The following is a 24,265-nucleotide window of genomic DNA, read 5'->3' as shown; positions in this document are numbered from 1 at the left end:
GGGATGACTATGGAAAAAACGACAACTGCTGTAGGTGACAACAGCAAACCAAAAGAGCAGTTTGTACATTCCGTATTTGAGAGTATTGCTGGAAAATACGATTTGATGAATGACATCCTAAGCTTTCGCCGCCACAAGGCATGGCGTAAATTCACGATGAAGAAGATGGGGATGAAGCGCGGGGATTCGGCCGTTGACCTATGTTGTGGAACCTGTGATTGGAGCATCGCTTTGGCGGAAGCCTCGCAGACTGGCAATGTAATCGGACTGGATTTCAGCGCAGGTATGCTTGAAGTAGGTCGCCGCAAAGTGGAAGAGCGCAAGCTTCAGGATCGTATTTCCTTGGTGCAGGGCAATGCTATGGAACTGCCTTTTGAAGACAATGCATTTGATTATGCAACGATTGGATTCGGACTACGCAATGTGCCAGATCCTGTTCAAGTGCTTAACGAAATGAAGCGGGTAGTAAAACCTGGTGGAATGGTTGTATGTTTGGAGCTATCCAAGCCGATGAAACAGCCGTTTAAAGGTGTATATTTCTTTTATTTCCAGCGTGTGCTTCCATTGCTTGGTAAGTTATTCGCGAAAAGGTACGAGCAATACAAATGGCTGCCAGAATCGTTGGCAATGTTCCCAGACCGGGAGCAACTGGCCACTATTTTCCGTGAAACCGGACTTCAAAAAGTGGAATCCTTCCCCTTGACCGGAGGCATCGCGGCATTACATATTGGGCTCAAGGAGAACGGGAATGTTTAAGAAAATCGGTATCTTTTTACAAATGATTAAGTTTGAACATACGGTATTTGCTTTACCCTTTGCCTTTATGGGTGCTTTACTGGGATCCGTTGTCATGAATGATAGCCTCCCATCCTGGAGTCAAATTGGCTGGATTGTAATCGCTATGTTTGGAGCACGCAGTGCAGCTATGGGATTGAATCGATTGATAGACCGAATCAGTGATGCCAAGAATCCACGCACAGCGGGAAGAGCGATTCCTGCAGGGTTACTTAAGATCGGTGAAGTTGTCATTTTTATAGGCATTTCGTTTTTCTTGCTCTTTTGGGCAGCCTTTAAATTAAATCCTTTGTCAGCTAAACTGTTACCTATCGCTGTATTCCTTCTTGTTATCTATTCATTCACTAAGCGCTTTACATGGGCATGCCATCTTATCCTCGGCCTCACCATTGCGCTTGCACCGCTGGGCGGCTGGGTAGCTGTGACCGGTAGTGTGAATTGGACTTCAATGGTATTTTACTTCACAATAGTGTTTTGGACCGCTGGTTTTGATGTTATATACTCTTGTCAGGATGTTGAGTTTGATCTTAAAGAGGGCTTGAAATCCATTCCGGTGCGGTTTGGGGTCCAGGGCGCGCTAGTTATTGCTCGCGTGTTTCACATTCTCACGGCGATTGGATTCGTATCGCTGTTGTTTTTGACGGATTTAAGCTGGTGGTATGTAGCAGGTATGATCCTCGCTTATATTATTCTTTTTTATGAGCATTATATCGTATCTCCGAGTGATCTCAGTCGGTTACAGACAGCTTTTTTCACTATGAACGGCGTGCTGAGCATCGTGGTGTTCTCTTTCACTTTGATTGACTTGGTGGTGCATTTCAAAAAATGACGCTTACTAAACCGAAAAACTTCGTGGTTGGAATTACAGGGGCAAGCGGTGCTATCTATGGTATTCGTCTGATCGAAACGTTGCTATCGCTGGGCTACTCCGTTCATTTGGTCGTAAGTAATGCGGGCTGGCGCGTTTTTAAAGAAGAACTAGGTTATATCGCATCAGACCGGGAAGGCTTTTTGAACGAAAAGTTCAAAGGCTATCCCGGTTCTCTACTTTATCATCCTGTCGCTGATATCGGTGCATCTATTGCAAGCGGTTCGTTTCGTGTGGAAGGGATGATTATTATGCCTTGTTCCATGGGAACATTGTCTGCGGTTGCTAATGGAACCTCCGACAATCTGATGACTCGTGCTGCTGATGTTATGCTTAAGGAAGGACGTCCGCTGGTCCTTGTTCCTCGTGAGACACCTCTGCATGCTATTCATCTTGAGAATATGTTGAAGCTTTCCCGTCTGGGGGTTCGGATCATTCCGGCAATGCCGGCGTTTTACTTTGGGCCACAAAGTATGGATGATCTGATTAATTTCATGGTGGGTAAAGTGCTTGACAGCTTTAATATTGAACATCAATTATTTCGCAGATGGGGGGATTGAAAGGATGGAGAATAACAGCCACACCATCATAGGCAAAATCAGCTATACTAACTCATGGCCGGTATTTCACAATTTTCATCCCTCTGCACTGAAATATCCGGCAGAGATGGTGAGTGAGGTACCTGCCATTCTTAATCAGGGGATGAGTCGTGGAACGATTCATGTGGGTGCATTATCCTCTTTTGCGTATGCTGAAGCCAGCGATAAGTTATTGCTGTTACCTGATTTATCGGTAAGTGCGGACGGTCCTGTGAGGTCAATATTTCTTTTTTCTCGGGTGCCTCTTGCACAGATAGGTTCCGGTACGATTGCTGTTACGAACACTTCTGCAACATCGGTAAATTTGCTGAAAATTTTAATGGAAAAGGCTTTTGGCAATAAACCAGAATATATTAGTGCTAATCCTGATTTGGATGCCATGATGCATCAAGCAGATGCCTGCTTACTCATTGGTGATCATGCGATTAAAGCCTCTTGGCAGGATCAAGGGTATATCGTTACGGATCTGGCGGAGCTTTGGAAAGAATGGACGGGCTTAGGGATGACCTTTGCAGTCTGGGCAGTGAATCGAAAAGCTGCGAATGATAAACCGGAAGCCATTGCGGAGATTGCAGAAGCTTTTGCTGAGAGTAAACTGCGGGGGCTAAGTGATTTAGATCCTATAGTACTTGCAGCCTGTACGACAATTGGAGGGACTAAGTCTTATTGGGAAGGGTACTTTCGCAATTTATGCTATGATTTTGGAGAAAGGCAGCAGAAAGGTCTGAACCTCTATTTCCGCTATGCCTATGAGATGGGTCTGCTGCCGCAGGCAGTGAAGATGGAGATTTGGAGTCATAAACTGTTGACACGGGTGAAAGAATGAAACGACTGCAAATATTCGGATTACTGAACAGAGACATGGATCAGATTGAAAAAGATTTGTACCGTAGCGTACAGGGTGATGACGACCTACTAACTGAGACTTCTCTGCATTTATTAAAAGCTGGCGGTAAAAGATTGCGTCCCGTATTCGTTTTGATGGGTGGGAAATTTGGTAAGTATGATCTTGAGAAGCTGAAACGTGTGGCGATACCGCTAGAACTCATTCATAGCGCTTCACTAGTTCACGATGATGTCATTGACGATGCAGAACTGCGCCGAGGTGAACTTACTGTTAAGGCCAAATGGGGCGATAAAATTGCCATGTACACCGGTGACTACATATATGCGAAAGCACTGGTGATGACGACGGAGCTGAAGAATCTGCGAATTCATCAGATTTTGTCCAAGGCCATGATTGAAATGTCGATCGGAGAGATGGAGCAGATTCGTGACTTCTTCAACAGTGAGCAAAGTGTGCGTCATTACCTGCGGCGGATTCGCCGCAAAACAGCGCTGTTGATTGCAGTCAGCTGCCAATTGGGTGCACTTGCTGCTGAAGCTGAACCAGAGGTGGCTCGTCTACTTTATAATTATGGATATAATGTAGGGATGGCCTTCCAGATTCGGGATGATTTACTTGACCTCTCAGGCACCGAGAAGCAAATCGGTAAACCTCCAGGTAGTGATATGCGGCAAGGGAACATCACCCTTCCTGTCATTTATAGCCTGGAAGATGAAAGATTGCGAGCTCCGCTTCTTGAGGAGTTGAAGTCTATCCGTGAAGGGCACAGCACAGTAGGGCGTGCTATTGATCTTATTCTTTCTGGAGACGGAATTGCCCGTTCTGAGGAGTTGGCTTCGCGTTATATCGCGAAGGCACTTGCTGCGCTAGATCAGTTGCCTAACAACAAGACTAAGCGTAATCTGCGCGATATTGCCTTTTTTGTAACAGGCAGAGCTTATTAGTATTTTGGTGATCGTGAAATTAAACGTTTCCAGAAAGCGCGGTTTCTGTTAAGATAGCGTCAAAACAACCCAGCTAATGGGAAATTGGAGAGTGCCTCTATGGAAAAGACGTATCTGATGGTCAAACCGGATGGAGTACAACGTGGATTAATTGGGCGTATTGTCTCACGCTTTGAAGATAAGGGCTTTAAGCTGGTCGCTGCAAAGCTGATTACAGTCAGTGAAGACCAAGCAAAAAGACATTATGCGGAGCATGCTGGCAAGGACTTTTTTGCAGAGTTGGTTTCTTTTATAACTTCAGGTCCTGTATTTGCAATGGTGTGGGAAGGTGATGATGTTGTAGCATTATCCCGTACGCTCATTGGTAAGACGAAGGTAGGAGAAGCCTTGCCGGGTACGATTCGAGGCGACTTTGCCAGCCATACACCGCTTAATTTAATTCATGGATCTGACTCGCCTGAAAGTGCAGAACGAGAAATTGCTAATTTCTTTACTCCAGATGAATTGAATCTTTATAACAAAGAGATCGCAGTCTGGATGTAGGAGCCAAGCGGGAGGCGGGGGATTAACATGTCTGATCGTAATGTTGCAGCATTAACAGCAGATTCAGATTACATCGGGTTTATTCATCATGTTAAGCAAAGCACCGGAATTGATCTGGCTCAGTATAAAGAAGCGCAGATGAAGCGGCGTTTAACGACTCTTCGTGTGAAGAATGGATATCAAACCTTTAGTGATTTTTTTGCCGCAATGATGAAGGACAAGGAATTATTTTATGAATTTTTGGACCGAATGACGATTAATGTTTCCGAGTTTTGGCGGAATCCGAATCGGTGGGAAGTACTGCGAGATATCATTCTTCCTGATTTGCAACAATCTGGCCGCAGATTGAAACTGTGGAGCGCTGCATGTTCCACTGGAGAAGAGCCCTATACGCTGGCTATGATTTTATCGGATAAGAATTTATTGGGACAGACTGGCATTCTGGCTACGGATATTGACGACGGTGCGCTTTCTAAAGCAAAGCAAGGTTTGTATCTGGAACGTTCTTTGAAGGATGTGCCTAATGATGTTGCTGCGCGTTATTTTAAACCCGAGGGTCCATTATTCAAGGTTAGCGACACACTTAAGAAAAACATAGATTTCCGTAAACAGAACCTACTGCTGGACAAGTTCGATGAGGGTTTTGATCTTATCATTTGTCGCAATGTAATGATCTATTTTACTGAAGAGGCGAAGAATAAGCTCTACCATAAGTTTTCGGCTAGTTTACGTCCAGGCGGGTATTTGTTTGTAGGCAGTACAGAGCAGATCTTTACGCCAGCGCAATATGGCTTTGAATCGACGGAAACCTTTTTCTATCGTAAAAAATAAATACTTCTTGCTCCTTCATCTGTGTACTTTTTTAGGTATACTTTCGCTATCGTTCAGTGATACTGGGTAGTAGAATCTGTAAGCTAAGCGAAAGGATCGTTAAACTGATGGACAAAAGCAAGGTCATTGCCGCGTACAAACGAGGCTTTATTACCGTTCGTGAGTGCGGGCAAATTCTCGGTGTAGAAGAAATGCAATTGAAGCGCCTTCTGCAACTGGAAGAGCGTAAGTCTACATTTCCTTCAACAAGTCAGCGGATCGGAAGCTAACAAATGCCGGACCGTGCCGAGGAGCGCCATTTATACTCTATTGAGTATGAATGGCGCTTTTTCTTTAAGTCAAAGCGCATTCATTTTGCCGCGGATGGAGTCATTTTGGGAAGATCCCTTTCTTGTCAAAGAGGATTGCCTATACTATAATGAGCAAAGATCATTAGGATTTTAGCGGTTTACAGTTTAAAAGTATAAAAGGGGGAACGCAGCATGAGTTTGCGCTATTTAACAGCGGGGGAAACGCACGGCCCCCAGCTTACGGCCATTATTGAGGGATTGCCAAGTAATTTGACATTGGATTTTGAAGAGCTTAATTTTCAATTACAGCGTCGACAAAAGGGTTATGGACGCGGACGTCGCATGCAGATTGAGAAAGATACGGCACAAATTGTAGGTGGAGTGCGTCATGGCTATACTACAGGTGCTCCAGTAGCCTTGATAGTAGAGAATAAAGACTGGACTCACTGGAAGAACATCATGAATATCGAGCCTATTCCTGGCAGTGACGAAGAAAAACGCCGCGTAAATCGGCCGCGTCCTGGCCATGCAGACCTGAATGGCGGATTGAAGTACAACCATACGGATCTTCGTAACGTACTGGAACGCTCCAGTGCTCGCGAAACAGCAGCCAGAGTCGCATGTGGCGCTGTAGCGAGACAGCTACTTGCAGCTTTTGGCGTGAAGGTAGCAGGGCAAGTTATTCGTATCGGTGAAATTGAAGCGCCTGCTAACGATCTGCCTATCGATGAGCTGATTGAGCGGACAGAACAGTCCTCTGTCAGAGTTGTCGACAAAGAAACGGAACAGAAGATGGAGGCTTACATAGATCAGATTAAGGAAGAGGGCGACTCCATCGGTGGAATCGTTGAATGTATCGTCGAAGGACTTCCTGTCGGACTAGGCAGTTATGTACAGTCTGACCGGAAGCTTGACGGAGCAATCGCTGGGGCGGTAATGTCGATTAATGCATTCAAAGGCGTTGAAATTGGCATTGGGTTTGAAGCTGGCAAATTGCGTGGATCGCAAGTCCATGATGAAATTATGTATGAAGCTTCTAAAGGATACTACCGTGCAAGTAATCGCTTAGGTGGTTTTGAAGGTGGTATGACTAACGGCATGCCTGTTGTAGTTCGCGGTGTCATGAAGCCGATCCCTACCCTTTATAAACCGCTTCAAAGTGTGGATATCGACACCAAAGAACCATTTACAGCGCAAGTCGAGCGTTCGGACGCTTGTGCGGTTCCAGCGGCATGTGTTGTTCTGGAGAACGTAGTGGCTTGGGAAATCGCAAAAGCATTCCTTGATAAGTTCGGTGGCGACTCCCTGGAAGAAATTAAAGCGAACTATGAAAATTACCTATCACAGCTGGAGAGTTACTAATTATGCGTACAATTAATGTAGATTTAGGTGACCGTTCGTATCCTATTCTTATCGGTAGTGGATTACTAAAGGACATTGCCCATTATTGTGCTGAGGCTGGATTTTCGGAGCGTAGTCCACTGTTAGTAGTGAGTGATACTGAAGTAGCACCAAGGTACCTGCCAGCTCTTGAGGAAGCTTTGCGTTCTCACGGTTATACAGTGGTTAGTCACATAATGACGGCAGGTGAAGCCTCTAAATCATTAGCCGTGTATGAAGAAGTTATGACAACCGCGATTCAAGCTGGATTAGACCGCAATTCAGCGGTTTTAGCTTTAGGCGGCGGAGTGGTTGGCGATTTAGCAGGATTTGTAGCAGCAACCTATATGCGTGGAATCGGTTTTTTGCAAATTCCGACGACGATTCTAGCTCATGATAGTAGTGTGGGTGGTAAAGTGGCTGTCAATCATCCATTAGCCAAAAATATGATAGGGGCCTTCTATCAACCGTCAATGGTACTCTACGATTTGGACACACTACGTACTCTTCCAGCACGGCAAGTTTCATCTGGTCTGGCTGAAGTGGTAAAGCACGGTCTCCTCGTGGACAAAGAGTTCGCCTATTGGTGTCGTGATCATGCCGAAGAGCTGCTAGCGCTGAATGTCGAAGCCTTAGGTTATGCTTTAGAGCGTGGCTGTGCAATTAAGGCAGATGTAGTGGCGAATGATGAGCGTGAGCATGGACTTCGGGCGATATTGAACCTTGGACATACGATCGGACATGCCATTGAAGCCGTTGGTGGGTACGGTGTGTTTCTGCATGGAGAAGCGATTGCGATTGGGATGGCGGGTTCAGCGCTATTGGCTGCGAAGCTTGGGCGGGATGCTTCTATTTATGAGGATACTGTATCTATGCTGACCGCGTTGTCACTGCCTGTACGGCTTCCTTCCGAGTATGATGAAGATGAACTGATGGACGCTATGATGCATGATAAGAAATTCAAGGAAGGCAAGATGACCTTTATCGTGCCTGATGCCATAGGCTCTGTAAGCATTGTGAACGATGTGCAGGAGTCGCTTGTGCGAGAGGTTCTCGCAGAGCTTAAGAAGGAGGGAAGACCGTGGTAAACCGAGGAATTCGCGGAGCAACAACCGTGACTAAGAACGAAGAGGCAGAGATTTTACGTGAGACCGTTATACTGCTGCGGGAGATCGTAGAACGTAATGATGTTATCGCTGAGAATATAAGCAATGTCTGGATTACGATGACCAATGATCTGGATGCTACATTTCCTGCAAGAGCGATTCGTGAGATTGAGGGCTGGGAAATGGTTCCACTTATGTGTTCAACGGAAATCCCGGTTAAAGGAAGCTTGCCGATGTGTATCCGGTTGATGGTACAGATTAATACAGATAAATTGCAGCGTGAGATTCGCCACGTTTATCTGAATGAGGCTCAGAAGCTACGTCCGGATTTATCAGAGAGTAAGTCTTAAATTGTAGTTGTGGGTTGTCAATGACCCTTGTCATCATGTATAGTGTAGTTAGCCGAGTATAGAAGAGTTTAGTTTAGTTGAGATGAGTATAGTTGAGCAGAGTGCGAGAAGTTTTTTTAGATTAGCATGTACCGTGTAAGCAGAGTCTTTATTTTGATATGCACTGAAGTCATTTATCATCAGTGAAATATCTTATTTAGGGATAAGTCTGTAGACACTACATAATAATGCTGATCAATGCTCAAAAACATATACTTACTAACACAAACCCTCTACTTCGGTAGAGGGTTTTTTTGTATTTCGGAACCATTCATATATCTAAGGGGGCATCTAACAATGACGAATCCAAGTGTTCAAGAGGTGGTAAAGCTGTCGCGGGATTATAATCTGATTCCTGTTGTAAAGCGACTGCTCGCGGATATGGAAACACCTATCCGGTTATTCCAACGTTTCGCTGAACGTGATCGCGCGTTCTTGCTTGAAAGTGTAGAGGGTGGAAAACAATGGGCACGGTATTCGTTCATCGGTAGCGATCCCTTTTTGATGATATCCGGTAAAAAGGGTGCAATTAACGTAGAAGTCGGCGGAGAGAAGAAGCAACTATACGGAAAGCCGATTGAGGAGCTTAAAGCGTTACTCCGTTCATACCGTAGTCCTAAGCTTGACGAAATGCCTCCATTTACTGGAGGGGCTATCGGATTTTTCGGATATGATCTGCTTCAGTATTATGAGAAGTTACCTCAGCATCCTGTGGATGATCTCCAAATGGATGATATAAGATTTATGTTTTGCGATCGGATCATTGTTTTTGACCATGTGAAGCAACAGATTCTGCTTGTTGGTAACCTGCATGTAAAAGACGGAGATACAGATTCGGATATCCGATCCAATTATGAAAGCCTGAGTCGTAAGCTGGAGGCAATGGCCGAAGATCTGCAAAAAGAAGGCCCTAAGGAAAATGTGAATCGCCGCAGCATTCCGCAGGATATCGAGCTTGGAGAGATTCATTCTAACCTCACTAAAGAGCAGTACATCAACAATGTAGAACAGGCGAAAGAATATATTCGCTCAGGCGATATTTTTCAAGTGGTATTGTCACAGCGGTTGCATATTGAAACGGAAGTTTCTCCATTGCATGTATACCGGATGCTCAGAACTCTTAACCCCTCTCCTTATATGTACTATTTGAAAATGGACGAGGAGATTATTGTTGGCACATCACCTGAAGCGCTCGTAAAGGTGGATGGAAATCGTGTGGAAACAAGGCCGATTGCTGGAACTAGACCAAGGGGTGACAGTGAAGCATCAGACCGGGCGTATGCTGCCGAGCTCTTGGAGGATGAAAAAGAACGTGCGGAACATTTGATGCTTGTTGATCTGGGTCGTAATGATCTAGGGAGAGTATCCAAATTTGGTTCAGTAAAATGTGATTCCTTTATGGAGATTGAAAGATACTCCCATGTCATGCACATGGTCTCGAATGTGTCAGGCACGCTCAGTGAGGATAAAGATTTCTTTGATGCTTTCCTCTCCTGTCTGCCAGCCGGTACCGTCTCAGGTGCTCCTAAGCTGCGGGCCATGGAGATTATCGCTGAACTTGAACAAGAGGCACGTGGTGCTTACGCTGGGGCTATTGGCTATCTGGGATTCTCAGGAAATATGGATTCATGTATCACCATTCGTACCATCATCTTCCGGAAAGGTCGTGCGTACGTACAGGCCGGAGCAGGTATCGTTTGGGATTCGGTTCCCGAGAAAGAGTATGAAGAAACGGTGAATAAGGCGAAGGGCATGCTGAAAGCTATTCGTATGGCAGAAGCTATGTTTCCATCCGAAGTGAAAGAGAAACAAGTTATCAACCAAGATTATATGTACGAATATACCCCTGAACAAGTGGTTTGATTTATATAGTAACTCATTAAGGCTGGGAGGAAGAACATTATGGATAGAGCGAAATTAATTCAATCAGGAATCGCCGGACTAATCGAAGGCAAGAATCTTACACGTACAGAAGCACGGGATATAATGGGTGCTATAATGCAAGGAGATGCTTCACAAGCGCAAATCGGTTCACTGCTGACCGCTTTACGAATTAAAGGAGAAACCGTGGAGGAGATTACGGGTTTTGCAGAAGCTATGAGAGGGTTCGGCACATCCGTACTGACTGATCGCGCACGCTTGTTAGATACTTGTGGTACGGGCGGTTCCGGCATCCATAAATTTAATATTTCAACCGCCTCAGCGATTATTTCATCAGCGGCTTCTGTAAGAGTTGCCAAGCATGGAAATCGCTCTGCTTCAGGCAGAGCGGGAAGTGCGGATGTACTTGAAGCCCTTGGCGTAAACATTCATCTGAATGCAGACCAAGCCCGGGAATGTCTGGACCGTATCGGGATTTGCTTTTTATTCGCCCAAATTTATCATCCTTCGATGCGGCATGCCGCAGCTCCTCGTAAAGAGCTTGGTGTACGTACGATCTTCAATATGCTGGGTCCTCTTACGAACCCCGCTGGAGCTGACCGTCAGCTCCTAGGGATTTATGACCGGAATAAGACGGAGACGGTGGCTAATGTACTGAAGGAGCTGGGTTCCAAGCGTGCAATGGTTGTAAGCAGTTCGGATGGTCTGGACGAGATCAGCATCTCAGCCTCTACATTAGTGTCTGAACTAAAAGAGGGTGTAGTGACCACTTATGAAATTACTCCGGAGGGATTAGGTCTTAACAGACATCCACTTGAAGCAATTTTGGGTGGAGACGCAGCTGAGAACGCAGCAATTATTACCTCTGTGCTCCAAGGTGAGATCAATCCCTACCGAGATATCGTGTTAGCTAATGCAGGAGCATGTATATATGTTGCGGGTCTGGCAGATACCATGGCCGAAGGCGTCGAGAAAGCTAAAGAAGTAGTGGATTCGGGTAAGGCATTATCCAAGCTGAAACAGCTTGTTGTGATGACGGAGGAGCTTAATTATGTATCTTGATAAAATTGTCGCTACAAAGATCAAAGAGGTGGAGGCGCTCAGTGATAGTTTTTCTCTAGCTCAAGCTGAACGTGATATAGCAGCACTCCCTCAGACTAGAGGCTTTCGTAAGGCTCTGACCCAAGGGAAGAACAGGGATTTGGGTTTGATTGCAGAGGTAAAGAAGGCATCCCCTTCAAAAGGGCTGATTCGTGAAGATTTCGATCCTGTTTCCATTGCAAAAGGTTATGAAGCAGGCGGCGCTGATTGTTTATCTGTTTTGACGGATACGGATTATTTTCAGGGCAGCGCTGCTTACTTGCAGCAAGTGAAGGAAGCTGTAAATCTGCCGCTGCTTCGTAAAGATTTTATTATCGATGAGAAACAGATTTATGAAGCGCGTATTCTTGGAGCAGATGCGGTGTTGTTAATCGTTGCTATTTTGACACCGGATAAACTGTCTCATTTCATAGAAATAGCTACTGGACTTGGAATGGATGTATTAATCGAAGTCCATGACCGGAATGAGCTTGCGGTGGTATTAAGTACAGACAAGATAACACATCCTAATATTCTGCTGGGTATTAATAATCGTAATCTGCGTACCTTTGAGACATCCCTAGAGACAACGGCAGAGCTGGCAGCACTAGTACCTCAAGGGGTTCCTGTGATCAGTGAAAGCGGAATTGCAGGGCCAAGTGATATTGACTACTTAAGAACGACTGGCGCTCACGGGGTACTCGTAGGGGAATATCTAATGCGTCAAGCAAATGTAGAAGAAGCGGTAAATGGACTGCTAGGAATGCTTCCAAATGGAAAGGACCGTGTCCGGCATGGCTGAGACATTGGTAAAAATCTGTGGACTTCAGGACGTTGAAGTGCTAAAATCTATGTTACACTTACCACTAGATTATATTGGATTTGTATTCGCTCCTAGTCGTCGCAGGGTTACTCTGGAGCGTGCTTCCGTACTGATCGCTGAACTTCCGCAATGGAAGACTAGTGAAAAACCTAAAGCTGCTGGGGTTTTTGTTAATCCAGAGCTGGATGAGCTGAGCGAACTGCTCTCTGTTGTGTCACTAGATGTCATTCAGCTACATGGAGAGGAAAGTCCAGCCTTTTGTCAAAAGGTTCGGCAAGCTTTCCCACAGGTTCAGGTGTGGAAGGCATTGTCTGTTGCTGATAAAGAGCGTGATGACGCTGATAACAAATATACATTGGAACAATACGCAGGCTTCGTTGATGCTGTATTGTTAGATACTTATGATCCTCAGCAGAGCGGCGGCTCAGGGCGCACGTTCGCTTGGGAGAGGTTGCCTCATTATCAGGAAATCGCGCTACGAAATGGTTTGCCGTTATTTGTGGCTGGCGGACTTCATCCTAATAACGTAGGAGAGTTGCTAGATACTTATTCTCCGTACGGAGTAGACGTATCTAGTGGAGTAGAGAGTGAAGGCGTTAAAGATATTATTAAAATGACAGCTTTTGTGGAAAGGGTGAAGCAATCATGACACAAGTACCGGACCAGCATGGACGTTTCGGTTCATTCGGAGGGCGCTTCGTGCCCGAAACTTTGATGACTGCATTGATTGAGCTGGAGGAAGCCTATGAGAAGTATTCGGCAGACCCTGCTTTTCAAGAAGAAATAGATTATCTTTTAAAGCAATATTCCGGACGGGAGACCCCACTGTATTATGCGGAGCGCCTAAGTAAACATCTGGGAGAAGCAAAAATATATTTGAAGCGTGAAGATTTGAATCATACGGGTGCTCATAAGATTAACAATGCCATTGGTCAGGGAATTCTGGCTAAAATGATGGGTAAAACCAAGGTGATCGCTGAGACTGGAGCTGGTCAGCATGGTGTAGCTACGGCTACGGTTGCAGCCCTACTTGGTATGGAATGTAAGGTGTTTATGGGGGAAGAGGATACTCGTCGCCAGGCACTCAATGTATTCCGTATGAAGCTGCTTGGTGCTGAAGTGATTCCGGTTACATCCGGATCGCGCACCTTAAAAGATGCCGGCAACGAAGCGCTTCGCTACTGGGTTAGCAATGTGGAAGATACTTTTTACATTCTCGGTTCTGCCGTAGGCCCACATCCTTATCCGATGATGGTTCGTAACTTTCAGCGGGTTATTGGTGATGAAACGCGGCGCCAGATTCTGGAGGCTGAAGGAAGACTGCCGGATGTGCTTGTTGCTGCTGTAGGTGGCGGCAGTAATGCTATCGGTATGTTCTATCCATTCGTAGAGGATAAAGGCGTCGGTATGATTGGTGTTGAGGCAGCAGGCAAAGGAATTGATACACCATTTCATGCGGCGACGATGAGTAAAGGGACTCATGGCGTATTCCAGGGTTCGATGAGTTATCTACTACAGGATGAGCATGGTCAAGTAACAGAGGCTCATTCCATCTCCGCAGGTCTGGATTATCCTGGTGTAGGTCCTGAACACTCCTATTTAAAAGATATCGAACGCGCAAAATATGTTCCGATTACGGATGCAGAGGCGCTCGATGCACTGAAGCTGCTATGTGTAACGGAAGGTATTATTCCAGCTTTGGAGTCTGCACATGCGATAGCCCATGTTGTGAAGATGGGTCCAACCCTTACCAAGGATGATATTGTTGTTATCTGCCTGTCAGGCCGGGGAGACAAAGATGTGGAATCGATCATGGCGTACACAGAAGGGAAGGGAAACGAATGACAACCGAAACTACAAACCGAATGGATTTGGTATTCCGGAAGCTTAAAGCTGAAGAGCGGACGGCATTAATTCCTTTTCTGACGGTTGGAGACCCTGATCTGGAGACTACGCTTGCCATCATCGCAGAACTGGAGACGGCAGGTGCAGATATTCTGGAGCTAGGAGTACCTTACTCTGATCCGCTAGCAGATGGTCCTGTTATTCAGCGAGCGTCTGCACGAGCTCTGCGGGGGGAGGTTCACCTGCGTACCTGTATGGAGACCGCGTTAAAAGCTCGTCAAGCCGGAAGCGGCTTGCCCTTTATTTTGTTTTCCTATTACAATCCTATCCTGCAAATGGGGCTGGATACATTTTTCGCAGAACTGAATGCTCATGAGATTAGTGGACTTATTATTCCAGATCTTCCTGTCGAGGAATCAGAGGAGATGCGCCGCCGCAGTAGTGAGGTTGGCGTTAATCTCATTCCACTAGTTGCACCGACCTCAAGTGAACGTATTGCGAAGATTGTCTCAGGTGCGAGTGGGTTTATCTATTGTGTATCCTCGTTAGGTGTGACAGGGGAACGATCCACTTTCCATGCTGATGTAGAGGGATTTATAGACTCCGTGCGTCAAGCAACGGATCTGCCAGTAGCTGTAGGATTTGGGATCTCAACTGGCGAACAGGTTGCCCGTTTTGCTCAGATTTGCGATGGTGTGGTGGTAGGTAGTGCCATTGTTCGCAAAATAGAAGAGGTCATTCCGTTGCTCGATAATCCCGCTACACGGAATGAAGGGCTGTTGCAAATTCGAGAATTTGTGGCACAATTAAAAAGACCATAACAGTGTCATTTTGACCTGTGTATAGTGGAGTAATCAACTATGGAGAGCGAGGACTATTCATGAATCCAAAACCGAATATAGTTAATCTCCCTGTCTACAAACCAGGGAAACCTATAGACGAAGTTAAGAAAGAGCTCGGCTTAAGTGAGGTTATTAAGCTTGCATCCAATGAGAACCCGTATGGAGCTTCCCCGAGTGCTAAAGAAGCTATTCTAGCAGAGCTTGATAATCTTTATCTATATCCAGATGGATCGGCCGTTGAGTTGACGGCAGCACTTGCCAGCCGTCTTGGTGTGAATAGCGATAATATTATTTTTGGCTGTGGCTCTGATGAGATTATTGCACTTATTGCTCGCGCTTTCTTCTTGCCGGGTGATGAGACACTCATGGCTGATCAAACCTTCTCTGTTTATAAGAGTAACGCAGATATCGAAGGTGCCGTGTCCATCGAGGTACCACTTGTAAAGGGTACACATGATCTGGATGGGATGCTGGCCCGTATTACGGACCGTACGAAGGTTATCTGGATCTGTAATCCAAATAACCCAACGGGTACAATTGTACCAGAGGAAGCCTTGATTTCTTTCCTTGATGCTGTTCCTTCCCATGTAATGGTTGTCCTTGATGAAGCGTACTGTGAGTACGTAACAGATCTTTCTTACTCAAACGGTATCCAATTATTAAATCGTTATGCGAATCTGGTTGTGCTTCGCACATTCTCCAAAATTTATGGCTTAGCTGCATTGCGTATTGGTTATGGTGTTGCTAGTCCTGAAATTATTTCATTGATCAACAAGGTACGCGAGCCTTTCAATACCTCTCGTCTTGCGCAAGCGGCGGCTCTGGCTGCCTTGAATGACCAAGAATACGTAGAGGAATGCCGTCGCCTTAATAGCGCGGGTATTGTCCAATTACAAGCTGAATTCAAACGTCTGGGCCTAGAATCCTTCCCTGCACACGGGAACTTCATTATGGTAGATGTTCGTAAGCCAGCTACAGAGGTTTTCGATGCTTTGATGCGTAAAGGAATCATAGTAAGAGCAGGTCATCAAGTTTACCCTACTTATATTCGTGTTACTGTTGGGTCGGCAGAGCAGAATACAGCGTTTATAACCGCTCTGGAACAAATTCTTATAGAGTATGGTGTGCGCGCCTAGTAGTAAACAGCATGACTAGACTAAAAAAGGCAGGTAGTTCAAAGAACATGACGACAAAAATAGCTATATTCGGTGTCGGTCTGATCGGAGGCTCACTGGCCCTTTGCTTTAAAGGCAAGGAGGGCCTGACCGTCGTAGGGCATGCCCACCGTCCTGAATTCGTAAGTAAATATATAAGCAGAGGTGTGGTAGACCATGCCACGCTTTCTGTTGAAGAAGCAGCACTTGATGCTGATTTCATTTTTTTGTGTGTACCGGTAGGGATGTTAGAGGATTATCTGCAGCAATTAAGTAAATTGCCTCTAAAACCCGGCTGCATTATTACAGATGTAGGAAGCACGAAAGCTAGTATTGCCGCATGTGCGGTCTCCTTAGAAATTCCTGGAGTACATTTTATCGGCGGACACCCAATGGCAGGATCAGAGCGATCAGGTGTTGAGGCAGCTTCATCATTGCTATTTGAGAATGCCTATTATGTGTTGACGCCTCCTCCAGGCGTACCAGACGAGGCTTATCATGCACTGGAGTCTTTACTACACCACACAAGAGCGCAGATTGTACGCCTTGATCCAGAACGCCATGATGAGATTGTAGGTGCCATTAGTCATTTACCGCATATTATTGCTGTTGCTTTGGTAAATCAAATTCGTGCCTATGACGATACTGACTCCTTATATAGTACGCTAGCTGCAGGAGGCTTTCGGGATATCACTCGGATTGCTTCCAGTGATCCTATAATTTGGCGAGACATTTTGCTGAACAATCGTTCCGTAATGCTTCGTTTATTGAAGGATTGGAACGAGGAAGTTTCTTCTTTTGTTCGTCTACTGGAAAGTGAAGATGGCGTAGGAATTGAAGAGGCCTTCCAAGAAGCGAATGGCTTCCGCAGTCAGTTGCCTGAACGGCGTAAAGGCATGATAGCACCTTTATTTGACCTACATATTGATGTACCGGATCATCCGGGGATTATCGGACGTATTGCTACTGAGCTGGGGGACCAAGGCATTAACCTTAGCAACGTACAAATCATCGAGAGTCGTGAAGATGTGCCGGGTATTATGCGCCTATCTTTTCGTCAGGAGCACGATATGGAACGTGCGAAGGTGCTTCTGCAGCAGCACGATTATACCGTATATGTGTAGTATTAAGGTTCGCTCCGGGTCATTTTCAAATCGTAATAAACAGCAAAAACAGCGATTCTCATGTTATTAGAGAATCGCTGTTTTGTTATTCTGGCTTGTTGGTTGCTAGCTTCAACATGCCGCGGTCAGTATCGTCATCAGTACCACCTTTGAAGCAGTCTTTCGGACTCCACTGACGCTACTTCATTTGGAGAGGTTAATATTGGGTGTTTTTCTTGCCAATTGCTATGCGGTCCGTTAACATCCCAAAAGTGGAATAATGCTGCGCTGAAGGTCAACTGTGTCCGATAGCGTCTTCGTACGTGCCAAATGTTATTGGATCAACGATGAAAAGAAAGGGGTATTAGCCAATGTAACTTGAGTTTATTTCGTCGTAACTATTTCGGCTATCTACAAAACGATTTCTTGCTGCTCCTATACCGACTAAAAAGAGAAAGACCGAAGCTCCAATTAGAATGAAAAGAGGCAGGTTCCAACTATTTGTCGCATCATGGAGATATCCTATAAGGGCAGGACCGATTGCGGCAAGCAGATATCCGATCGATTGTGCCATACCAGACAGTTCCGCCGCTTGCTGCGCATTTTTAGTACGTAAACCGAAAAACATCATGGACAAGCTAAAGGCGCAGCCTCCACCAATTCCGAGTATGATGATCCACAACAGAATGATATTGGAGCTTCCGTAAAGCAGTCCGAGCGTTCCCGTCAAAAGCAAAAGGGTTGTGATGACCACTAACGAACGTTGACTTGACATTCGCCCAGCAATAACGGGGACAATAAAGGTAAAGGGAAGTAGCGCTAACTGCATTATTGAGAGATACCATCCTGATTGGCTTGAGTCAATGCCTTGCTGCTTTAAAATTTCAGGCAACCATGCGATCAGCACATAGAAAATCATGGACTGCATACCCATAAACAAGGTTACTTGCCAGGCGAGAGGGGAACGCCAAACATTAACATTATTGCAGGCCATCTGTTGACTCGTCGAGGTTGTTTGCTTCGTATGTTTCCTTAATTGAGGCAACCAGCAGAGGATCGATACAAAGCTTAGGATCCCCCATATTCCCAACGCTCCCTGCCATTTTATACCTACGTTTGCGGCTAGCGGTACACTAATTCCCGATGCGATCGCTCCAGATAAACTCATAGAAATTCCAAAGATACCAGTCATGGCACCGATTTTATTAGGAAAATCACGTTTGATTAAACTTGGCATTAATACATTACAAACGGCAATTGCAAATCCAAGAATTGCAGTTCCAATATACAGATTTGCAGCGCCAGATAAAGAACGTATTACAATACCAACAGTCAAAAAGATCAGGGCAAACAAAATTAAAAGTTCTACTCCATACCTGCGTCCTAGTTTTGGTACTACAGGCGATAATAAAGCAAAGGTAAGTAAAGGGACCGTTGTTATCAGGCCTGCAAAAGTATTGGAGATATGAACGTCTTCCCTTATAAGACCCACTAAAGGACCGACCGAGGTTAAGGGAGCACGTAAATTTGCGGCAATAATAATAATGCCGAGTATTAGCAGCCCTATTGATGATGATAAGATTTTTTTATTCGGCATTCTTCATTTCCCCTTCCAGAATTAATGTGTACTATTGGTTTTCTGCTGATTGGAAAGCTATGAAATAATATCCGCGCGGACAATGAAAGTATATTATAGTATACTAAAATTAACAATAAGTATTTTATAGTTAACTTTATGAAGAGTATCCTATCACTTGAAGTGCTTATATTAGTAAAAAAAACAACTCTGAGTTTCCATAAATAATGGAAACTCAGAGTTGCATTTTATAAGTAAAATTTTTGGCTTTTAGAAACCATATTTTAAGGAGATATGGAGCACTGTTTCGCTATTCGTATGATTGGTATAAGAGTGAGGGCGATCAGCACGAAAACTGATCGTATCATATTGATTCAATATGTACATCTCACCATTGACTTGAATTTCAATGGAACCAGTCATTACTGTCGCAATTTCAGTTGTATTCACATGATGACCTTCAGGGTGATATGAACTATTTGGCTGTAAGTAAGCCCGACACATTTCAATATCGTTGCTTACGTTTTTAAAGACGGGTTCAATGATCCAATTCTTTTGATCATTAGAAAACCGAAGACCTTCGCCTGCTCGATACAAACTAACAGGGTCTTCAGATTTGAACAAAGCTAATAGGGGTAAAGATAGGCCTTTTGAAATTTTCCATATAATCGCCAAAGTTGGATTTGTCTCACCGCGTTCGATATTCCCCAGAGTAAGTTTACTTACGCCCGTTAATTCTGCTAAGTCATCTAAGTTCATGTTTTTTTCTTTTCTGTACTTTTTCAAGGCACCGCCGATTTGTAGTACAAGTTGTTTTGATTCATCGATTTCATTCATTTCATATTCACCTCAACAAATAACTTTATAGCTAGTATATTGTTTATCTTGACTCTTTTCCATACTTCTTCAAGTGGACGCAGACGGGGTAATAGATGACTGTGGGGATTTGTGGAAGCTAATTCGCTGGCTATAGTAAATAACCTATTATAGATCATCTAACAAAAGGTAGAGCGCTTTCAGAACAAAAAAAGACCGCTTACAAAGTAAGCGGCTACAGTTCACAATAAATTGGAACCGTCTAGTATTTGGATAGGAGTGGAGAGAAACCATACTGTACTTTTATTATATGTATACGTTTACATTTTGTCAACAGTTTATTAAAAAGAGATTAAAGTCATATTACAGTGATCAAAGTCTTATTGACGGAGTTAATGTTCGTTTATAATCTGTTGTCAGGTCTTGCTGACGAGATTACTGCTCTGAAGTCTATTAATGTCATCCTATGAGAATCTGTGATACAATAGATCTGGTATATTTCTAGATTCGTTATAAAATTTATATGCTCTAAGAAATATGCCATTTTTCTTTTTATATTCATCACAATCATCATGCCTTAATTATTGGGTGTTTGAATATACATAGGTGTATTTCAAAATTGAAGAACGGATAAGTTGCACGTCATATATTTTCCCTAAAATTCCCACAAGGAACGTTTGTCTTACATAAAAGGTCGACAATATCGTTTCTTCTTGTAATAAACTAAAAAGTTGCAGTAAACCAGCGCAACTTTTAAAGCCCAAACCGGTATAATAAGTACGGACCGGACGGGAAAAGACGTGCAAGGGCGAGGAGGGCCAATCTCACCATGACGGATTCCCAGTTGATCCAGGAAATCAAACAAGGTAACACAGAATTATATTCAGAATTAATGCGTCGTTATCAACGAAAAATATTGGCATTTGTATATCATATGCTTAGAAACTCACAAATGGAGCTAATTGCAGAGGACCTTTGTTCGGAGACTTTCTACAAGGCATTCCGTAGCTTGCATTCCTTTCGAGAGGTAGATGCTTCCTTTTCAACGTGGTTGTACACTATTGCTCGTAATACCGTGCTAAGTGAGCTTCGTAAGAATCGTGCCGGAAATGTATCCCTAGAAGAGAGTGGATATACTCCAGTTGCACCGTTTGAAGTAGCGCCTGAGCAGGCTGCATTGCGTAAAGAACGGATGAACTTGGTTCGTGAGGCAATTAATAATCTTCCGGAGAAACAACGCTCTGCGCTAATCCTGCGTGAATACGATCAGATGGATTATCAAGAAATTGCAGAAATTTTAGATCAGAGTGTAAGCTCCGTGAAATCATTGTTGTTTCGTGCCAGAAGTAGTGTGAAGCTTCAACTCGAATCCTATTTCAATGAGCCTGAAGTTGAAGAGCAGGTTGAGAGGGTGTAAGGCGAATGAATTGCAGGGAAGCGCAAGAATGTATTCCGCTCTTGTGGGACGCTCCCCCCACACATCCTAGGCGGATTTTGCTCGAACAACATATTGCAACTTGTCCTTACTGCGCTGCTGAGTGGTCTCTGTGGCAAGAGAGTAGCCAGCTTATGCATGATTTGAAAGAAGAGATTAGTGAAGAGCGTGCAGAAGTTATAAATGTTAAAGTTATGGAGCGGATTTATCTAGAGAGTCCTTGGTTAATGCCAGGGGATGGGAAATCCGCAGGGACATCTGCCATTGTTCGTCATAGGCTTAGTCTCTGGATCGCTTGCTTCCTGGCGGTATTTTTGTCCAGTGTTCTTTACTTTACTATGTTTAGAACACCTGCTGATATCACTGTGGCTCAAAGTGGAATTGTAGAGACAGGCGTTGCTGGCTCTATGGAATGGACATCCACTTATCCCATTTTAGGCTCTGAAGGTGGGATTATTGAACCGCTTGTGGTAAATATGGGACCTACTCATCCTCAATATTGGATGATGTTATCCATGCTTGGCGTGGGTTTTGCAGTGTTTTCGTTAACCCGGCTGAATCGATATCGCAGATCATAAAGGGTCTATTGATGTATGACTTAGCTATTGCAGTATATAATAGTGTTAAGAACGATGTAGGAGTCCCTTTATGTAAAGATAAGGGGATTTTTTGTATTATAATACGCATAAAAGAAGACTTTTTATTTCATCCATGTTACATTAAGAGACAAATACTTGGGTGAAAAGGGGGAGGCAATATGCTAATCGGCTTGATACGCCATGGATTGACGGACTGGAACGCAATTGGAAAGATACAGGGGCAAAGTGATATTCCGCTTAATGATGAAGGACGGATGCAAGCTGCTATGCTTGCTGACCGCTTATTACAAGAGCCGTATCGCTGGGATTATTGCATTACAAGTAACCTTTCCCGGGCAGCAGAGACAGGTAGGATTATCGCAGATAAATTAAATGTACCGTTACTTGATCCGGATGATCGGATCCGGGAACGTGCCTACGGACAGGTTGAAGGACTTACTGCCGCTGAGCGTGAAGAGAAGTGGGGGAAAGATTGGAGTCAGCTTTCGCTTGGTCAAGAAACTGACGAACAGCTTCAAGCGCGTGCACTTGCCTTTATGGAGGATATTTCTGCGCAGCATCCCAATCGCAACATACTAGTCATATCTCATGGAGGGTTCCTCGCTCAACTGTATACTGCATTTTACAAAGATAAGTATTCTGAGCGGATTGGGAATTTGTCCCTGACGATTTTGGAGAAGAAAGAACGGGAATGGAACCCTATTCTTTATAATTGTACTCGCCATATCCTGCAAAATCAGCGTTAACCCGTGCATCGGGTTATTTTTTTTGCGCAAAGGGGAATAAAAAGGGCTGTATTTCCCATAATGGTAGTAAAACGGTGAGGCGATAAAACATGAATCTGGCGGATATGCTCACTTATGCAGATATTGGACAGCTGACCGCCATAGCGGGACGCTACCGGTGTGAATGCAAGCAGAATTCCAAACATGACTTGATCCAGAGTATTTTGATTATGCTTGGAAGCAGAAGTTTTATGGAGTCTCATATCCGGGAATGTGCTCCGGAGGATCTACGGTTTCTGAATACATTACTTTTTGATGAACGCAGCTACTTTAGTCTGGAAGATTTGTTGGCAGTAGCTAGGCAAGCTTCTTTTGATACCCAAGAAGGAAAGACCGGGGGTTTCCGAGAAATGGTTTCTCGTTTCAAAAGCGGAGGCTGGCTCTTTAGCGGTTCTTCCCAGCAAACGAGATATTTGTTCCAAGTGCCCAAAGACTTGAAAGAGCGCTTTCGTGAGACGATGAGCGCACATATCAAGGATAAGGTTACGGTTAGCTCTGAACCAGCCATGTATCGAAATGAAGGAGAATTGTTATTAAGTGATCTGGTTATGCTTCTGAGATATATCAAGGAAAATGAGCCAGAGCTTAATCAGGAAGGGGCAATGTATAGGCGGTATCAGCAAGGAGTGATGAATGCACTTCATATTCCGGAGGATCTGCTTAGCAAAGGCGGCTGGAGATTTGGTTATGGTAGGGCATGTGAGCATTATCCACCTAGATTAGCGCTCCTGTATGATTATGTTCGTCACCGCCGCTGGATCACTGAAGAAGGTTTTCGGTTAAGGCTCACGGCGACAGGAGAGGCAGTGTTGGCCGATGGGAAATGTGACTCGTTGATGCAGATATTCTCTTTTTGGTTAAAACTATATAAGGGGGCTGTACCAAACCTGCCTTCACTGGTGTATTGGGTAAGCATTAGTGCTGGGAATTGGGTGAGCGTACCTTCATTAGTGGATGGTATAGGGTGGTTAATTAAACCTTTCTATTATGACAATGCTGCCTCTATTCTGGAGCAACGAATTATTCGGATGATGGTGCACCTTGGGATGCTAAAATTAGGGGAGACCACCACTGGTCTCGCTGTGATGATGACGCCGTGGGGGATGGAGATAGCCGTGTCTAAACATCTATAGCAGTATGGAGGCATCAAGCCAATGCTTATGGGGATTACATATGTAGATGTGGACTGTACTTTGGTTGTTGATAGGACAATAAATGAAGTATTGATCAGAATGGGTAAATATGTAGAACGTAGACAGGATTGTTGAATATGATTTAGTAGGTGCCGTCACTTTTGAAAACGAAAACAAAATCATCTTGATGGATATCAAAATATTAAAGCAATAAGGATCTCTTAAACAGCGGAGGTGTATCGAATGGACAAAATGAAGGCTACGTACGAAGTGATGCTAGGACTTGCGGCAGAAATGGTGTGGGATGAAGCGCTGCGAAAGCGTCGCTCCGACATCTTGCACCGTGAGATTGACACGGCGCTGGCTACAGGAGATAAATTAGCTTTCCGAAATCTTACAGAAGAACTTAAAAGTTTGGCATAAAGAAATGCGCTTAGCGCATTTCTTTTTTTATGTGCGCCCAGCATGGGCGCTATCTATAGGGTTGAAGTCCCGAATGGCGAAGGCAGTAGTAGCCATTAGTCTAAGGCAAGGGTGTCCACCGTGAGGTGGAATCTGAAGGAAACCGGCGGCAAATCTCCGGTCTGAGGAACACGAACTT

26 protein-coding genes are annotated in these 24,265 nt (G+C 44.5%); 24 read left to right on the top strand and 2 right to left on the bottom strand.

What is annotated here, in order from left to right; genetic code table 11:
* The first annotated feature begins 3 nt into the window (after positions 1-3).
* The 19 genes from CA600_RS10045 (at position 4) to CA600_RS09960 (ending at position 17,341) form a co-directional block, all read left to right on the top strand.
* A complete protein-coding gene (locus CA600_RS10045; protein ID WP_094870064.1) occupies positions 4-756 on the top strand; it encodes a demethylmenaquinone methyltransferase in 753 nt (250 codons plus the stop codon).
* On the top strand, positions 749-1,624 hold the full coding sequence (locus CA600_RS10040; RefSeq protein WP_042190197.1) for a UbiA-like polyprenyltransferase: 876 nt from the start codon (positions 749-751) through the stop codon (positions 1,622-1,624). The genes CA600_RS10045 and CA600_RS10040 overlap by 8 nt, the downstream gene beginning before the upstream one ends.
* Positions 1,621-2,223 carry a UbiX family flavin prenyltransferase gene (locus tag CA600_RS10035; protein ID WP_042190195.1) on the top strand — a complete coding sequence of 201 codons (603 nt, stop codon included), beginning with the start codon at positions 1,621-1,623 and terminating at the stop codon, positions 2,221-2,223. The genes CA600_RS10040 and CA600_RS10035 overlap by 4 nt, the downstream gene beginning before the upstream one ends.
* Before the next feature lie 4 nt (positions 2,224-2,227).
* A complete protein-coding gene (locus CA600_RS10030) occupies positions 2,228-3,088 on the top strand; it encodes a menaquinone biosynthetic enzyme MqnA/MqnD family protein (protein ID WP_094870063.1) in 861 nt (286 codons plus the stop codon).
* Positions 3,085-4,053 (top strand): polyprenyl synthetase family protein, encoded by a 969-nt coding sequence (locus CA600_RS10025; protein ID WP_094870062.1) that lies wholly within the window; start codon positions 3,085-3,087, stop codon positions 4,051-4,053. The genes CA600_RS10030 and CA600_RS10025 overlap by 4 nt, the downstream gene beginning before the upstream one ends.
* 99 nt (positions 4,054-4,152) lie before the next feature.
* On the top strand, positions 4,153-4,596 hold the full coding sequence (gene ndk, locus CA600_RS10020) for a nucleoside-diphosphate kinase (protein ID WP_094870061.1): 444 nt from the start codon (positions 4,153-4,155) through the stop codon (positions 4,594-4,596).
* Positions 4,597-4,623: 27 nt separating this feature from the next.
* A complete protein-coding gene (locus CA600_RS10015) occupies positions 4,624-5,427 on the top strand; it encodes a CheR family methyltransferase (protein WP_094870060.1) in 804 nt (267 codons plus the stop codon).
* A 107-nt stretch (positions 5,428-5,534) separates the two neighbouring features.
* Positions 5,535-5,696: a hypothetical protein gene (locus CA600_RS31185; RefSeq protein WP_170880309.1), complete on the top strand. Its 162-nt coding sequence runs from the start codon at positions 5,535-5,537 to the stop codon at positions 5,694-5,696.
* A 213-nt stretch (positions 5,697-5,909) separates the two neighbouring features.
* Complete coding sequence (gene aroC / locus CA600_RS10010) at positions 5,910-7,079, top strand: chorismate synthase (protein ID WP_094870059.1); 1,170 nt, start codon at positions 5,910-5,912, stop codon at positions 7,077-7,079.
* A 2-nt stretch (positions 7,080-7,081) separates the two neighbouring features.
* Positions 7,082-8,185, top strand: a complete 1,104-nt coding sequence (gene aroB, locus CA600_RS10005; RefSeq protein ID WP_094870058.1) for a 3-dehydroquinate synthase — start codon at positions 7,082-7,084, stop codon at positions 8,183-8,185.
* Positions 8,179-8,553, top strand: coding sequence for a chorismate mutase (aroH, locus tag CA600_RS10000; RefSeq protein ID WP_094870057.1), 375 nt, complete (start codon positions 8,179-8,181; stop codon positions 8,551-8,553). Before aroB ends, aroH begins: the two co-directional genes overlap by 7 nt.
* Positions 8,554-8,889: 336 nt before the next feature.
* Positions 8,890-10,455 (top strand): anthranilate synthase component I, encoded by a 1,566-nt coding sequence (trpE, locus tag CA600_RS09995; protein ID WP_094870056.1) that lies wholly within the window; start codon positions 8,890-8,892, stop codon positions 10,453-10,455.
* A gap of 39 nt (positions 10,456-10,494) precedes the next feature.
* The gene (gene trpD / locus CA600_RS09990) at positions 10,495-11,535 is read left to right on the top strand and encodes an anthranilate phosphoribosyltransferase (protein ID WP_094870055.1); all 1,041 of its coding nucleotides are present in this window, start codon (positions 10,495-10,497) and stop codon (positions 11,533-11,535) included.
* Entirely contained in the window at positions 11,525-12,355 is an 831-nt protein-coding gene (trpC, locus tag CA600_RS09985; RefSeq protein WP_094870054.1) for an indole-3-glycerol phosphate synthase TrpC, read from the top strand. The genes trpD and trpC overlap by 11 nt, the downstream gene beginning before the upstream one ends.
* Positions 12,348-13,025 (top strand): phosphoribosylanthranilate isomerase, encoded by a 678-nt coding sequence (locus CA600_RS09980; RefSeq protein WP_094870053.1) that lies wholly within the window; start codon positions 12,348-12,350, stop codon positions 13,023-13,025. Before trpC ends, CA600_RS09980 begins: the two co-directional genes overlap by 8 nt.
* Positions 13,022-14,221 (top strand): tryptophan synthase subunit beta, encoded by a 1,200-nt coding sequence (gene trpB, locus CA600_RS09975; protein WP_042190170.1) that lies wholly within the window; start codon positions 13,022-13,024, stop codon positions 14,219-14,221. The genes CA600_RS09980 and trpB overlap by 4 nt, the downstream gene beginning before the upstream one ends.
* The gene (trpA, locus tag CA600_RS09970) at positions 14,218-15,042 is read left to right on the top strand and encodes a tryptophan synthase subunit alpha (RefSeq protein WP_094870052.1); all 825 of its coding nucleotides are present in this window, start codon (positions 14,218-14,220) and stop codon (positions 15,040-15,042) included. The genes trpB and trpA overlap by 4 nt, the downstream gene beginning before the upstream one ends.
* 59 nt (positions 15,043-15,101) lie before the next feature.
* Positions 15,102-16,199, top strand: coding sequence for a histidinol-phosphate transaminase (gene hisC / locus CA600_RS09965; protein WP_094870051.1), 1,098 nt, complete (start codon positions 15,102-15,104; stop codon positions 16,197-16,199).
* A 47-nt stretch (positions 16,200-16,246) separates the two neighbouring features.
* The gene (locus CA600_RS09960) at positions 16,247-17,341 is read left to right on the top strand and encodes a prephenate dehydrogenase (RefSeq protein WP_094870050.1); all 1,095 of its coding nucleotides are present in this window, start codon (positions 16,247-16,249) and stop codon (positions 17,339-17,341) included.
* Between the two features lie 343 nt (positions 17,342-17,684).
* On the opposite strand, the gene CA600_RS09955 is transcribed toward CA600_RS09960, so the two are convergent.
* Both CA600_RS09955 and CA600_RS09950 read right to left on the bottom strand, forming a co-directional pair.
* Positions 17,685-18,917, bottom strand: coding sequence for a CynX/NimT family MFS transporter (locus CA600_RS09955; RefSeq protein WP_094870049.1), 1,233 nt, complete (start codon positions 18,915-18,917; stop codon positions 17,685-17,687).
* Between the two features lie 249 nt (positions 18,918-19,166).
* Positions 19,167-19,733, bottom strand: a complete 567-nt coding sequence (locus tag CA600_RS09950; RefSeq protein ID WP_094870048.1) for a helix-turn-helix domain-containing protein — start codon at positions 19,731-19,733, stop codon at positions 19,167-19,169.
* 808 nt (positions 19,734-20,541) lie between these two features.
* Between CA600_RS09950 and CA600_RS09945 the strand changes: the two genes are divergently transcribed.
* From CA600_RS09945 to CA600_RS09925, 5 genes are all read left to right on the top strand, one after another.
* Complete coding sequence (locus tag CA600_RS09945; RefSeq protein WP_042190156.1) at positions 20,542-21,129, top strand: RNA polymerase sigma factor; 588 nt, start codon at positions 20,542-20,544, stop codon at positions 21,127-21,129.
* A 5-nt stretch (positions 21,130-21,134) separates the two neighbouring features.
* Positions 21,135-21,725, top strand: a complete 591-nt coding sequence (locus tag CA600_RS09940; protein ID WP_143812129.1) for an anti-sigma factor family protein — start codon at positions 21,135-21,137, stop codon at positions 21,723-21,725.
* Positions 21,726-21,904: 179 nt separating this feature from the next.
* The gene (locus tag CA600_RS09935) at positions 21,905-22,492 is read left to right on the top strand and encodes a histidine phosphatase family protein (protein WP_094870047.1); all 588 of its coding nucleotides are present in this window, start codon (positions 21,905-21,907) and stop codon (positions 22,490-22,492) included.
* Positions 22,493-22,581: 89 nt separating this feature from the next.
* Positions 22,582-23,664 (top strand): hypothetical protein, encoded by a 1,083-nt coding sequence (locus tag CA600_RS09930; protein ID WP_094870046.1) that lies wholly within the window; start codon positions 22,582-22,584, stop codon positions 23,662-23,664.
* Positions 23,665-23,907: 243 nt separating this feature from the next.
* Positions 23,908-24,087, top strand: a complete 180-nt coding sequence (locus CA600_RS09925) for an IDEAL domain-containing protein (RefSeq protein ID WP_042129535.1) — start codon at positions 23,908-23,910, stop codon at positions 24,085-24,087.
* The last annotated feature ends 178 nt before the right edge of the window (positions 24,088-24,265 follow it).

The organism is Paenibacillus sp. VTT E-133280 (genome assembly GCF_002264385.1).
GTDB classification, from domain to species: Bacteria; Bacillota; Bacilli; order Paenibacillales; family Paenibacillaceae; genus Paenibacillus_AQ; species Paenibacillus_AQ nitricinens.
The sequence above is the reverse complement of the archived record's forward strand: the minus strand, read 5'-3'. Positions and strand labels throughout refer to the sequence as shown.